This is a genomic window from Paraburkholderia sp. DHOC27 (assembly GCF_003429005.1).
Classification (GTDB): Bacteria; Pseudomonadota; Gammaproteobacteria; order Burkholderiales; family Burkholderiaceae; genus Paraburkholderia.
Window position 1 is genome coordinate 531,833 of record NZ_QVQV01000007.1, and the last position, 12,995, is coordinate 544,827.

Here is a 12,995-nt window from a genome sequence, read left to right on the forward strand (position 1 = left end):
CGCGCACGTGTGGCACACGAGGTACCAGCGGTACCAGCGGTCCCAGCGGTCCCAGCGGCAAGGGCGACACCAGCGCGGTCGGGCATGCGCAGCACAAAGCAGAGTTGAATCATGACGGGGTGAAGACGAAGGATGCGGCAACGCGAGCCCTCCGTCATCCGCGCCAGCGCTTCACCGCGAACGATGCCAGCACCTGCAGATGACGGAAGATTGGAGAAAAACTTAAGCGGTGCGGCGCCGAAAGCGCTGCAAAAGCCGCGATGACAGCGGATGCCGCAGCGTGTGTGACAGCGCGGCGAGCTTGCGTGGCTCGCGGGCTTGCAGGGACAGCATGGCGTCGTAGTGGACACGTGCTTCCTGCACGTGCGGCAGTTGCGACAGAAGGAGGCCGAAATTCATGATGTTTCTCCAGGCGTCTGGCTTGAACGCGAATGAAGCGGAAGCCAGCAGACCCGGAGATGGCGCGCTGCATGGGCGCGGCCGGAAAGATCTACTCGCTTCCTTCAGATAAAGGGAAGGTAAAGCGGCATATGGGGTAACTATCAGGGTCCGGCATGGGACTCTCCTTTGCAAAGCACGCGCATAGGCGCGAGTGGCGGGCCGAAGCTCGCAACACGGTACCCGGCGAACACGCGCAACAACGCGGCGCTCGCTGGGCGCTGATCAAAGGTGCACGGAGAAAATCACTACGGCGCGCACCGTCTGCCTGATGGCAAGACGGCGGCTGGAGAAAAAACGGCGCGGGCGTCCTGCCGCTCAGGCGGCGAAACAGATCGAAGATCGACTACTGCTACTGTCCAAGGCATTAGCCCCATTTGTGACGACGGCGAATTCTAGACATTTTTGGAATAGAAAGTCAACTTGATTCGCTAAGCAGAGCCAAACTATCCAGAAGTGACGCAGGAAACGCACATTTGCGCTTCATCGGCCTTCCGGCCGGGGCATGGAGAAAGCTGCGCGCAAGCGGTGAAACCCGGCGGGCTGCAAGCCGGGCTCGCGCGCCCGCATCAAAGATTGATCTGGCCGCCCATTTCGACCACGCGGTTGGCCGGCAGGCTGTAGTACTCGGCCGCCTGCGCCGCGTTGCGGCCGAGGAAGGCAAACAGCTTCTCGCGCCACAGCGACATCTCCTTGCTCTCGCCGGTGGCGAGAATCGTGTCGCGGGCGAGGAAGAACGAGGTATCCGCCGGTTCATATTGCCAATCGGGAATCTTCTTCGCCACCAGCGAGAGGATCGCCGGCACGTTCGGAATCTCCATGAAGCCGTTGCGCACCGCCACCGAATAACAGCCGTAGCCCATGTCCTTCACCGTCACGCGCTGCTCATCCGGCACATGCGGGACGTTGTCGGTCATGCCGGCCATGAAAATGTTGATCTGGTGCATCACGCGGTTGTGCTTGAGGTTGTGCATGAACGCAGACGGCGTCATGCCCGCCACGCCACCCGGAAACACCGCCGTGCCGTCGACGCGCGGCGGCGCGTGCGAGCCGCCGCACAGCGACTGGATCAAACCGTCCAGCGGAATGTTGTCGGTCTTCATGCGCTCGACCACCACTTCGCGGCCACGGTGCCAGGTGGTCATCACGGTGAACAGCACGCCGCCGGCCAGCAGCGGGAACCAGCCGCCCTCGAGCACCTTGCTCACGTTACTCGAGACGAACACCGCGTCGACGAGCGCAAGCGGCCCGATCACCACGAAGATAGCGAGCGGCTTCCATTTCCACAGCGACTGCGTAATGAAATACATCAGCAAGGTGGTGAGCAACATGGTCGAGGCCACCGCAATGCCGTACGCCGCCGCCAGGTTGTCAGAGGATTTGAAGAACACGACGAGAAACACCACGGCCGCGTAGAGCGAGACGTTGATGAACGGCACGTACACCTGCCCGACTTCGTGCGTCGACGTGTGGACCACCGGAATGCGCGGCAGGAAGCCCAGCTGCACGGCCTGCTTGGTCATGGAGAAGGCGCCGGAGATCACCGCCTGCGAGGCAATGATGGTGGCCGCCGTAGCGAGGATCACGAGCGGCACGAGCGCCCAGCCCGGCGCCGATTCGAAGAACGGCTGCTCCACCGCCGCGGGGCGAGCCAGCACCAGCGCTGCCTGACCGAAATAGTTGAGCACGAGACTCGGCAGCACGAGCAGCAGCCACGCGAGACGGATCGGCTTCTTGCCGAAGTGCCCCATATCCGCGTAGAGCGCTTCGCCGCCCGTCAACGCGAGGAACACCGAACCCAGCACCACGAACGCAGTGCCCGGCGCATGCGTGACGAACGCCAGCGCGTAGAGCGGCGAGACCGCTTCCAGAATGACCGGGCCACTCACGATATGCAGCACGCCGAGCGCTGCCAGCGTGATGAACCACACGATCATGATGGGGCCGAATACCTTGCCGACCGTCCCCGTGCCGCGCTTTTGCAGCTTGAACAGCCCCGTGAGGATGACGAGCGAGATGGGCACGATCCACGCGGTCAGTGCCGGGTCGACCAGCGTGACGCCTTCCACGGCAGAGATCACGGAGATGGCCGGCGTGATCATCGAATCGCCGTAGAACATCGCGGCGCCGAACACGCCGAGCGTCAGCAGCACCTGGCTCACGCGTGCGGGCGCTACGCGGGACGCGAGCGCGGTGAGCGCGAGAATGCCGCCTTCACCCTCGTTGTCCGCGCGCATCACGAAGCTCACGTACTTGAGCGTGACCACCACGATGATCGACCAGAGGATGAGAGAAACGATGCCGAACACGTTCGGCGTGGTGATGCCGCCCGCGGCCTTCAGACATTCACGCAGTGTGTAGAGCGGGCTCGTGCCGATGTCGCCAAACACGACGCCAATCGCGCCCAGCACGAGACTGGGTGCGGCATCGACGGTGTGCGTGGAGGCACTGCTGGCAGATGAGGACATAGGGTATCGTAAGTTGAATGAAATTAAGCGCGCGTGAACGTAGACTGACGCCAGGCGAGTGGGCCGTCTGCCCTCCTTCGCACATTCGAGAGCTTGTAGCAGGTTGCAAAGACGGATCTGTGTCATCAGGTTGCAGGGGCTTTGCAGCCGCTCGCGTTGCGGCCGTTGCGCAGCGCCTGGTTTGGCGGACCTGCTGCGTCGAAGCGATACGAATGCCCGTGATGAAAGCGCCTGGAGAAGTGGAGGCACTCGCGAGCACCAGCCGGCACTAGTCGGCACTAGCGCAGCTTCCAGATGCCCCAGATGGCGATCAGCAGTGCGACGCCAAAACCGCCGCCTAACAGAATGTAGGTTTCCATTTCAGGGTCCGGGATACGAAGGGTTGCAAGGGGCTCGATCGCCGCATACTACCTTCGCTTCCTTTCAGAACGCATGACGGCGCTTGAGGATGAAGCGCGCCGCGTGGTGTCAAACCGGCCGTGTCGAACCGCGCAGGATGATGTCGCAACGCAGGCTGGTGGTGCCGAACGGCGTTTCCCGTGCGCTGCGCAGACGCCTTTCGAGCACGTCGGCAATCGTCTGCGCGACGCCGTTGATGGGCTGGGCCACCACCGTGATGCCCGCTTCGTAGAGCCCGAACAAAGGCGGATCATCGAACGAGACGAGCGACACGTCGTCGGGTACGCGAATCTTCGCGTCCTTGAAGCAACGCAATACTCCAGCAGCCATCACGTAGTTCGACGAGAAAATTGCTGTTGGCGCCTGCCGGAGCGACATCAGACGGCGCGTTGCATCCGTGCCGCCGAGAATGCTCCAGTGTCCGGGGGCCACGTATTGCTGATCGACCGGCAGGCCGCGCTCGGTGAGCGCATCGCAGTAGCCGAGGTAACGTTCGTTGGCGGCGCTGTCGCTCAGGTCACCGGTCACGATCCCCACGCGCCGGTGTCCAATGTCGAGCAGATGGCGCACCGCGTGCATCGCGGCTTCACGGTTGTTCACGAACACACGGTCGGCCTTGAGACCGGCCAGATCGTTGTCGTAGAGGATGAGCGGCACGCCGCCTTCGATCAACTGGTCGACCCGGTCGAACAGATGCGCGACGCCCGACATCACCAGCGCGTCGATGCGCTGTGTCGAGAAGTAATCGAGGCCGTCCTCCATGAGCCGCGTATCGCCGCCGTGGCAATAGATCAGCAACGCGCGGCCGTCGCGCCGCAGCGCGCGCGACAGATGTTCCAGCATGGCGCCGTGAAACTCGTCGAACGACGGCGCAAGCAGACCCACGACGTGCGTGACGTCCGTCTTCATGGCAACGGCTGCCGCGTTCCGCTTGAAGCGCAGCGCCTGGATTGCCTCCTCGATCTGTTCACGGTTGGCGCGCCGGATCGGAAAGCCGTTCAGGTAGCGCGACACCGTGCCGATCGCCACCTTGGCCCGTTTAGCGACATCCACGATCGTGGCGGAGCGTGGTTTGTCGGTCTCGTTCGAATTATCGTCATTCATAGACTACTCAATCATGGCTGAAAATTATTCGGCCTCGAATGCCAGCGCCGCGTGAATGCGCAGGCGCGGCACCGTGACCTGTACTGCACCGTCCGCCGTGAGCGTCCAGTCGAGCGGCGTGCCGGACAACGCATCGTACGAGCGCGCGGGCGTTTGTGGAAGACGCACGCTTACCACAACAGGCCCGATGGCCGGAATGTCCTCGATGATTTCCATGGTGCGCGTCCCGCCCCCGTTCATGGGCATCGCCTGCCCCCGCAACTGCGGCGCGCCATACAGCAGGTGCAGCACATGACGCTTGTGCGCGGGCTGATGGGTCAACGCGAGCCGGCCCGACGACGGCAGGTCGGTGCGCACCGCAGCATCGGGCATCAGCCTTTCGATCAACGCGTCCACGAGGTAACGGTAGATGGGCTGCCCCACCGCGCGATACAGCCGGAAAATCGGGTACGCCACGTAGGCCGTGCCGTGATGAATCGCAGCGGCGACACCCAGCGGCTGTGCGTCGATGTCGTCGGGCGCGTGCAGGTGCGAACAGAAGTGCTCATAGGTGCGATTGAAATACGGCGCGCGAATTTCGCCGAGCACTTCGGCGCCCTGCGCGCGCAGCACGAGCGCGTCGTCGTAAAACACCACCGGGCTTGCCGGAATGCGCACGTCGAGGTGCTCGTTCAGTACGGCGTAGCTCGGCCAGAACCCCGTCGACTCGGCTTCCACCTCGAGCCCGAAGTCGAGCGCGAAGCCATGCTCGCCTGCACGCGCGGAATGCCACGACGCGAGGACCTTGCCCCCTGCCGCAAGGTACGTTTCGAATCGCTGCGCGAGCGCGGCGTCGACCGGAATCTCGTCGGGCAGGATGACGAGGCGGTAATCCTCGAAGCGCGCGCTCTCGTCGATGACATCGAACGGTCGATGCAATTCCATGAGCATCTGTACGGCGCCGTCGTCACTGGGATGATTGCGTCCCATACCTGGATTCATGTGCTCGGCAGACAGAATCGCGATCTCCGACACTTGCTTCGCGCCATCGAGGAACGGCTCCAGTTTCGCAATGCGTGCGTACGCCGGCGCGATCCGCGCATACGTGCCGTGGTCGATTGCGCCACCTGGATGCAACGCATCGCCGACGAGGCAACGCGAACCGAGCGCGACCATCTGCGCGCATTCGTATTCCAGTGCATCGGCGTGCTTGAATCCGCCGAACTCTCCCCAGCCCGCGTGGAATTTGCCGGTATGGGACGTGTATTCGAGGCCGAGCGTCGCTGCATAGCGTGCGCTCGTCGGCAGATGGTTGTAGCCCCAACCACCGGTAGGCAGGCTTTCGAGTTCGAGATGCGTGTAATCCTGGTAGCGTTCAGGACCGCGTTTGGCGATATGACCGGCGTTGTAGAACACGCGCAAATGCGGAAACTCCGCAAACAGCGCAGCGCTGGTTTCGTGACGAAATTGTGCGAGCACGGCCTCATCGTTGAGATGACGGTCGTGTGCACTCTGAGGATCGAGCCCCTGCGCGCGCATGCGCTCGATACACGCGGTGCAGACGCAATCGTTCGCCATGACGATATCGAAGAAGAGCCCTGGAATGTCGTAGCGGCGTGCGACTTCGCGCGCCTGGGCAAGAATGCGCTGACGCAGCGGCGCGTGGCTCAAACAAAGCGTGTGCCACGCGGGGCTGAGTTGTCGCGCGCTGGATGCATCGTCGGCAAGCTCGTGAACGAAGCTGTTGGTCGCGCTCAAAACCCGCCATTCGGGATGCTCGCGCGCGGTCCGTTCGTCCCATTGCACCGTGATATAGACCGGGCTTTCGATATCGGCGTCGCGCAAGGCCCGGATCATGCCGCCCAACAGATCGGGCCGCGCGAGATTGGGATGCACGTGACCCACTTCGGTCGGATAGTAGGACCAGCCATGATGGCACTTGGCGAAGATCGTGATCGAATCGACATTGGCGCGCTTGAGCGTCGCGACGAAATCCACCGCGTCGAAATGCGCACCCACGCCGGGAATATGCTCGGACGTATGGAAATCCAGATGTATCTGCCGATAGCGAAGCGGCTTCACAGTGCGCGTCACGGAATCCGTCATGGTGGTCATTCCTTGCTGCCGCTGCGGCCGAGTGCGCCACGCGCGAACTGCCGCTGGAACACGATGAAGATGACGAGCGGCACGAGCGCTGTGATGATCGCGGCGGCCGCGCGCAGATTCCAGTTGGCGTCGTAGGTGCCCGCAATGCGCGCGAATGCCACCGGCAAGGGAATCCGCGAGTGCAGGTAGAGCAAGGGCAGCAGCAGCGAATTCCACGTCCAGAGGAATTGCAGAATGCCGATTGCGCTGATCGACGCCAGCGTGTTGGGCAAAACCACGTAGCCGAATACGGCGAGTGGACCACATCCGTCGATGCGCGCCGCCTCGATGAGTTCGCGCGGGAAATCCTCCAGAAAGTTCTTCACGACCACGATCGACCATGCGAACGAGAGCCCCACATAGGGGATCAGCACGGACAACATGTTGTCGATCAAGCCCCACTCTCTCCAGAGCCGGAACAGCGGGATGATCACGATCTGCTGCGGCAGGACGAAGGCGCTCACGATGATGATCAGGAGCGTTCGACGCAACGGAAAGCGCAAGAAGTGGAACGCATAGGCTGCGGCGGGCGTGAGCAGCATCGTCGCGACGGTGGCCATGCCGGCCAGCTTGAAGGTCACCCACGACGCCTCCAGCAGCGGGTAATGCGTCCACACGGCACGCCATGCAGCGAGAGTCAGCGTGAAGCGGCTCGTGGTCCACCAGCCGAGTATGGCTTCGTCCACGGGCCGCAGCGAAGTGACGACGACGCCGACGATCGGCACGACCCAGATGCACGCGATCAGGCTGACAAATGCGGTCGCCCAGCGCGAGGAAGCGGCTTTCATTTGGCCTCCGCGCAATGTCTGAGCATGACCGGCACCGACACGATCAGCACCGCCGCCAGCAGCACCAGCGTGGCGGCCGCTCCGTAGCCGAGCTTGAATTGCAGCATCGACTCGCGATACATGAAGAAGCCCAGCGTCTCGGTGGAACGGACCGGGCCGCCGTTCGTCATGATGAAGATGGTGTCGAAGGCGCGCAGACTGCCGAGCAGATTGATGAAGGTCGCGACCCGCACGCCGGGCAACGACAGCGGCATGACGATGTAGCGCAGCAGCGAGAAGCCACGCGCACCGTCGAGACAGGCTGCTTCGACAATCGCAGACGGGATGGCCTGGGTTGCCGCGAAGCACAGCATCAACGGCAAGCCCGCTTGTGCCCAGGAGTACGCGATGACCAGCGCGCCGAGTGCCGTCGAGCGGTCGCCGAGCCACGCGTGACTGAACTGGCCAAGCCCGATAGCCGCGAGCCCCGCGTTGAGCAAACCGCCTGAATCAGGCCGGAAAATTCCCAGCCAGATAAAACCCGTGACCGCTTCGGAGATGCCGTACGCCGAGAAGATCATCACGCGGGGGATCAGTGTGGCTTTCGGCGCAAGCGAGCAAAGCAAGGCGAGCAGCCAGCCGGTCCCCACGGATAACAGCGTTGTCGACACGGTCCAGATGAGCGTGGTCCACAACGCCTGCCGGAAATTGGCGTCGTGAAAGAGTGCAACGTAGTTGCCAAAGCCGACGTAGTGCGCGGCGCCGAGTCCGCGGATATCGAAGAAGCTCAGACGGATCGTGTCCATGAGCGGATACGCCACGGCGAGACCAAACAGGATCAGCACCGGCGCGAGCAGCAGATAGGCCGCGGGTGTTTCGGGCCAGAGAAATGCGCGGGGACGCACGGCTTCGTTATCGGCACGCGTCAATGCGCAGCTCATCCGCGAGGGGCTTTGCACCACACCGGCAAGTTGCGCGCTGCGATTGTCGTGCTCGTTCATGGAGGCCGTGTTCCGTTGAAGTTGCTGCACGCTGCCCGTTGCGTCACTCGCCTGAGGCGGGCGGCGTTACTTGTACGAGTCCTTCGCCTTCGCTTCGATTGCGGCGAGCACCTTGTCGATGTTCGCGTCGCTTGGGTCCTGCAGAAAATACTGGAGTTGCACGCGGTATTCGTCGACCAGGTCGCCCGGCAGCAGATCGCCGAGAACGAACTGGACTTTGGACGACCTCACCGCCTCCGACGACGCTGCCACCACCGGGCCGCCAGGCAGGCTGTTCGCCTTGCTGGATGGCGATGCGAGACCGGCCTTCGCTTCGATGGCCGCGGCTTCGGCGCCCGTCACCCAGCTCAAAAACTGGTTGGCGGCTGCAGGATTCGAACCGGATTTCAGCGCCACGAATTCCTTGGTGTCGATGCTCGTGGTGTCGTCGTGACCGAGCCCCAGCGACGGAAACTGGAATAGTGCGTAGTCCTGCCCTTCCTTCATGCCGTAATCGCTCTTCGCACGATTGTTGACCCACATACCGATCAGGTCATACGCGTGCGTGCCGGACTTGAGCACCTCGTCAGCCGCGTTGTCCCACTCCGTTGCGAGCATGCGGCTCCCATCGTCGCAGCACCCGGCCCTCAGCATCTCGGCATACTTGTGAAGCGCCGTCTTCACGACCGGGTCGGTCCACGCAATCTGATGCGCCGCCAGCTTCGCTGCGGCCTCGACGCCGCCAACGCGTAGCAGCAAGGTTTCGAACCACTCGGCGTGAGCCCAGGTCTTGCCGGGCATCGAGACCGGCGTGACGCCCGCGGACCGCAACGGCCTGAAGCTGCCGAGGAACGCGCTCCAGGTGTTGGGCGGTGCAGCGATCCCGGCCTTCTTCAGCACGTCGGGGCGATAAAAGATGCCGCTACGATCGCCGAAGGTGTAGGTCACGCCATAGGTCACGCCCTTGTATTGCCCAAGGCGCTTCCACTGGTCGCTCAGGTCGTTGCTCCACGCGTTGGCGCGCCACTCGGCGTCTAACGGACGAAGAAGGTTAGCGTCGGCCAACTCGGCGCGAAACGCCGGCCATGTGTTGATGAGCAGATCGGCCTTTTCGCCGCCCAGCAGCGTGGTGCGAATGGCGCCGCGTGCATCGCCCTGCACCGTCAGACTAATTTCGCGGATCTTGATGCCTGGGTGGCTCTTCTGAAAGGCGGCCTCCATCTCGTGGATCATGTCGGCTTCGGAGCCTGATAACCAGTCGACGATGACAAGCTCATCGCTACCGGCTGCGAATGCTGGCGAGCACATGGCAAGCGTGAGCGCTGCGGCGAACGTCGCCACGCGTGCGGCCAACGCAGCCCACACCGCGCCGCCCAGGACGCGTCGACGCGAGACCGATGACGCTGAGCCGACGCAATGCATTGCCTCTCTCCAGTGTGCTCACGAAGTCTAGCGTTTAAATTGCTGCCTCGTCCATGCCGCAGGGGACAAAACAGTTGAGGTTTTTATTTTCGCGTGGCAGTCGCCCTGAAGCCTTGCCACACCGGGCTCGTAGCGCGGATCGAGGGTTTACCCTTCCTTGCCGAATTGCAACTTACTTGATAACGTTTCAATTAAATTGTAAGGCAATTTTGCGGAATGTCGAACTCGAAGTTTCGTACGACGTTTCACGTCCTTTTGGCGGAATTGAGCGTTGTGCGACCACAGAGGAAGCTATGCCACCGCAGGTTCTCCAAACCGTCGGCGCGTTCCCCGGGCTCGACGGTTTCCGGGTTGAATTGAGCAAGGAAGATTCGCGCGCCGACATCGTCCTCGACCGGCCACCGTTCAACCTCCTCTCCATTACGCAGCGCTCGCAGATGTGCGCAGTGTTCGAGGCGCTGGATGCCGACCCGGCTGTCCAGGTTATCGTGGTGCGTACTTCAGGCGAACATTTTTCGCGCGGCAGCAATAGCGAGGAACTGATCGACGCGTCGCCCGACGAGGTGGCCCAGCTCGCGTGGGACTTGAGTTCGCCCTCACGTTGCAGCAAGCCGGTGATCGCGGCCAATCGCGGCTACTGCTTTGGCGCCGCCTTCGAATTGTCGCTTGCGTGCGATTTCAGAATCGCCACGGAGACGACGCTTTATGCGTTGCCCGCCCAGAACATGGGACAAATCCCGGGCTTTATCTGCGCGGCGCGGCTGCACAAACTGATCGGCATCGTGCGCATGAAGGACATGGTGATGCGCTCGCGCGTCATCAACGGTGTACAGGCTTACGACTGGGGCATCGTGACCGAGTTTGTCGTGGACAGTGAACTTGAGAGCGTCACCGACGCGCTGGTTCGGGAGTTGCTCGCCTTCTCTCCCCTGCCCCAGCGGGCGACGAAAAAACTATTGAACGATATCGAGGACAAGCCGCTTACCGGAGACGGTGAGATCGAGCGACAGGGGTATCGGCAGATCTGCAATATGGGGTAGTGAGGGCCGGAAGTAAAAAACGCAGGATTCCGAAGTTTTATTGCGTGCCAAAGACAAAAACAAAAAACCCGCCTTGCGGGCGGGTTCGTTGGTACAGCAGGAAACTGCGCGTTCACGGTGTTTACCACCGCCTTCCCGATTCAGAAACGATCAACGTTCCTGGCAGGGCTTATTGCGCAGAACCTTCAAAACGGTTGGTTGCGGGGACAGGATTTGTCATTTGTAGGCGCGGTGTGCTGTTTCATACGTGCACATAGTCGCCTCGTCTGCCGGCCGAATCTCCCTGATGTGACGACAAAACTCTCTCAAGATTGCGTTAACCGCTCTACACCGGATGCCGGGCAAGCCGACGGTTTCGACTGCGAAGCAGCACCGGTTCGCCTCGTGCGCTAGAACGGCTCTAGCCGGAAGCCCGGGAGGTGGAAAATAAGAAGCTGCGCTTGAGGTCCCAAGCAACCGACGACAAGGTCTAATGGCTCTCGAAAGGACGGAAAAGCAGCATCAGTGGTACCGTCAAAGATTGGGGAATCAAGCGTTTGTAAAATAATTGCTGGATCGCCCATGCCGGGAAAAGGTCGGGTTTGCATTCCGACCCGCCACTTGACTAACTGGCCTACTTCGAACTTATGAGGGCGTTGAATTGCCTCAAACATCTGCTTGAGCAATTGTACTTTTGTGTCAATCGGCAACGCTAGTTGCGATGGAATTACGGGCTGTTGACTCGCGGCACGGCCGCCCACTGCCGCAGCGAGTGCAGCGCCCAAATCTTGGGGTGTCGACATAGTCCGAGGGCTCAGAGCGAATAAGAGTTGCGGATTTCAACCGATCTATTGACCGGCGCGAACCCGTACGCGTTGAACCCGCTTTCGGCATTCGTAACTGGCCCATAGCCCGTCTGGCCACCACCAACACTTGCGACGGTAGCCGCGACTTTTGCTTGAAGTGCCTTCGCGTCCGTTTGGACGCGGAGAGCCCTAAGCTCCTGCCGAATATGCCGCTGTAGGTGATAGGTGCGGTATCCAATGGCCGCCGCCATCGCCACCGATGCAACGCTGAAGAGATAGATCAAGTGTAAGTTCATGACTTTTCCCGTGCTGCCTTGACCTTAAGGTCTAAAAGTCGATTTTTTGAATAAAACGCCACAATCAGCGCCAAAACCGTAAGAGAGATGGTAAGTGTGGCAAATCCCTGCAGTTTTCCAGTCGCCTCGGCGCTCAATGTCGACTCGTCGAGCAACTGTAGTCCTTTTCCCTTTATCCCGCCATACGAAAACGCCAGTATCACGACAGTAACAAGGTGAGCCAGCATGTGCTTCGACAGCACACTCCGACTTGACCTAGCAGTGGTAAACACGACGAAATGGAACATTTCTGCCGACGCTCCAAGTAGCACGAGCGTCGCGATAGGGAGTAAATCACCAGACCCAAACGTAGAGAGGAAAGGATGGTGGATGTCGAACGCATACTGAGCGTAAAGCCAAGTGCCTATAAGAATGAGGATTGGCATCAGCACTTCGCATACGATCCATGCTACAAACTCGTCAGTAATCGAGCCGTCTTCCTCTTCGAGCACCTCATTGGGCGTCGTCATCCTGTCCCCGTCACTAGCTTTGGCTGGTCTCAGATTCTAACCCGCCGATTATTTCTGGGTATACAAATCGCTCGCGATCAAGCGGGAGCCCGGCCGTGTTTCGCCGCGACTGTACATTCATACAGTATATCGCGGCAGTCATGAGCGCCATCCTGTCCGCACCCGAAACGATCCATGCGGCCCTCTGGCGGGGATCGTAGCCGGCCGTGCCTGAGGCGACGTGATCGACACCGGCCGCCGTTCAACCTCCTCTCCATTACGCAGCGCTCGCAGATGTGCGCGGTGTTCGAAGCGCTGGACGCCGACCCGGCTGTCCAGGTCATCGTGGTGCGTACTTCAGGCGAACATTTTTCGCGCGGCAGCAATAGCGAGGAACTGATCGACGCGTCGCCCGACGACGTGGCCCAGCTCGCGTGGGACTTGAGTTCACCCTCACGTTGCAGCAAGCCGGTGATCGCGGCCAATCGCGGCTACTGCTTTGGCGCCGCCTTCGAATTGTCGCTTGCGTGCGATTTCAGAATCGCCACAGAGACCACGCTTTATGCGTTGCCCGCCCAGAACATGGGGCAAATCCCGGGCTTTATCTGCGCGGCGCGGCTGCACAAACTGATCGGCATCGTGCGCATGAAGGACATGGTGATGCGCTCGCGCGTCATCAACGGT

Annotated in this window: 10 protein-coding genes and 1 pseudogene; 2 read left to right on the forward strand and 9 right to left on the reverse strand. The window is 61.3% G+C overall.

The window, feature by feature from the left end:
- Nucleotides 1-222 precede the first annotated feature (222 nt).
- The 7 genes from D0B32_RS32635 to D0B32_RS23955 all read right to left on the reverse strand — a co-directional run bounded on the left by D0B32_RS32635 (nt 223) and on the right by D0B32_RS23955 (nt 9,702).
- Nucleotides 223-399, reverse strand: a complete 177-nt coding sequence (locus D0B32_RS32635) for a hypothetical protein (RefSeq protein ID WP_181969886.1) — start codon at nt 397-399, stop codon at nt 223-225.
- Between the two features lie 608 nt (nt 400-1,007).
- Nucleotides 1,008-2,906, reverse strand: coding sequence for a potassium transporter Kup (locus D0B32_RS23930; RefSeq protein WP_117336751.1), 1,899 nt, complete (start codon nt 2,904-2,906; stop codon nt 1,008-1,010).
- 468 nt (nt 2,907-3,374) lie between these two features.
- Nucleotides 3,375-4,409 (reverse strand): LacI family DNA-binding transcriptional regulator, encoded by a 1,035-nt coding sequence (locus D0B32_RS23935; protein WP_117336752.1) that lies wholly within the window; start codon nt 4,407-4,409, stop codon nt 3,375-3,377.
- Nucleotides 4,410-4,433: 24 nt separating this feature from the next.
- Nucleotides 4,434-6,494, reverse strand: a complete 2,061-nt coding sequence (locus D0B32_RS23940; protein WP_117336753.1) for an alpha-amylase family protein — start codon at nt 6,492-6,494, stop codon at nt 4,434-4,436.
- A 5-nt stretch (nt 6,495-6,499) separates the two neighbouring features.
- Nucleotides 6,500-7,321 (reverse strand): carbohydrate ABC transporter permease, encoded by an 822-nt coding sequence (locus tag D0B32_RS23945; protein ID WP_117336754.1) that lies wholly within the window; start codon nt 7,319-7,321, stop codon nt 6,500-6,502.
- Nucleotides 7,318-8,301 (reverse strand): carbohydrate ABC transporter permease, encoded by a 984-nt coding sequence (locus D0B32_RS23950; protein ID WP_117336755.1) that lies wholly within the window; start codon nt 8,299-8,301, stop codon nt 7,318-7,320. Before D0B32_RS23950 ends, D0B32_RS23945 begins: the two co-directional genes overlap by 4 nt.
- Before the next feature lie 66 nt (nt 8,302-8,367).
- Nucleotides 8,368-9,702 (reverse strand): ABC transporter substrate-binding protein, encoded by a 1,335-nt coding sequence (locus D0B32_RS23955; RefSeq protein ID WP_117336756.1) that lies wholly within the window; start codon nt 9,700-9,702, stop codon nt 8,368-8,370.
- A gap of 293 nt (nt 9,703-9,995) precedes the next feature.
- Here D0B32_RS23955 and D0B32_RS23960 point away from each other — a divergent pair, with 293 nt between their 5' ends.
- Complete coding sequence (locus D0B32_RS23960; RefSeq protein ID WP_117336757.1) at nt 9,996-10,742, forward strand: enoyl-CoA hydratase/isomerase family protein; 747 nt, start codon at nt 9,996-9,998, stop codon at nt 10,740-10,742.
- 793 nt (nt 10,743-11,535) lie between these two features.
- Here D0B32_RS23960 and D0B32_RS23970 read toward each other — a convergent pair.
- Together D0B32_RS23970 and D0B32_RS23975 are read right to left on the reverse strand one after the other, a co-directional pair.
- A complete protein-coding gene (locus D0B32_RS23970) occupies nt 11,536-11,823 on the reverse strand; it encodes a hypothetical protein (protein WP_117336759.1) in 288 nt (95 codons plus the stop codon).
- Nucleotides 11,820-12,332, reverse strand: a complete 513-nt coding sequence (locus D0B32_RS23975) for a hypothetical protein (protein WP_117336760.1) — start codon at nt 12,330-12,332, stop codon at nt 11,820-11,822. Before D0B32_RS23975 ends, D0B32_RS23970 begins: the two co-directional genes overlap by 4 nt.
- Nucleotides 12,333-12,560: 228 nt before the next feature.
- Between D0B32_RS23975 and D0B32_RS23980 the strand changes: the two are divergent.
- Nucleotides 12,561-12,995, forward strand: a pseudogene (locus D0B32_RS23980) (enoyl-CoA hydratase/isomerase family protein); the annotation flags it as partial.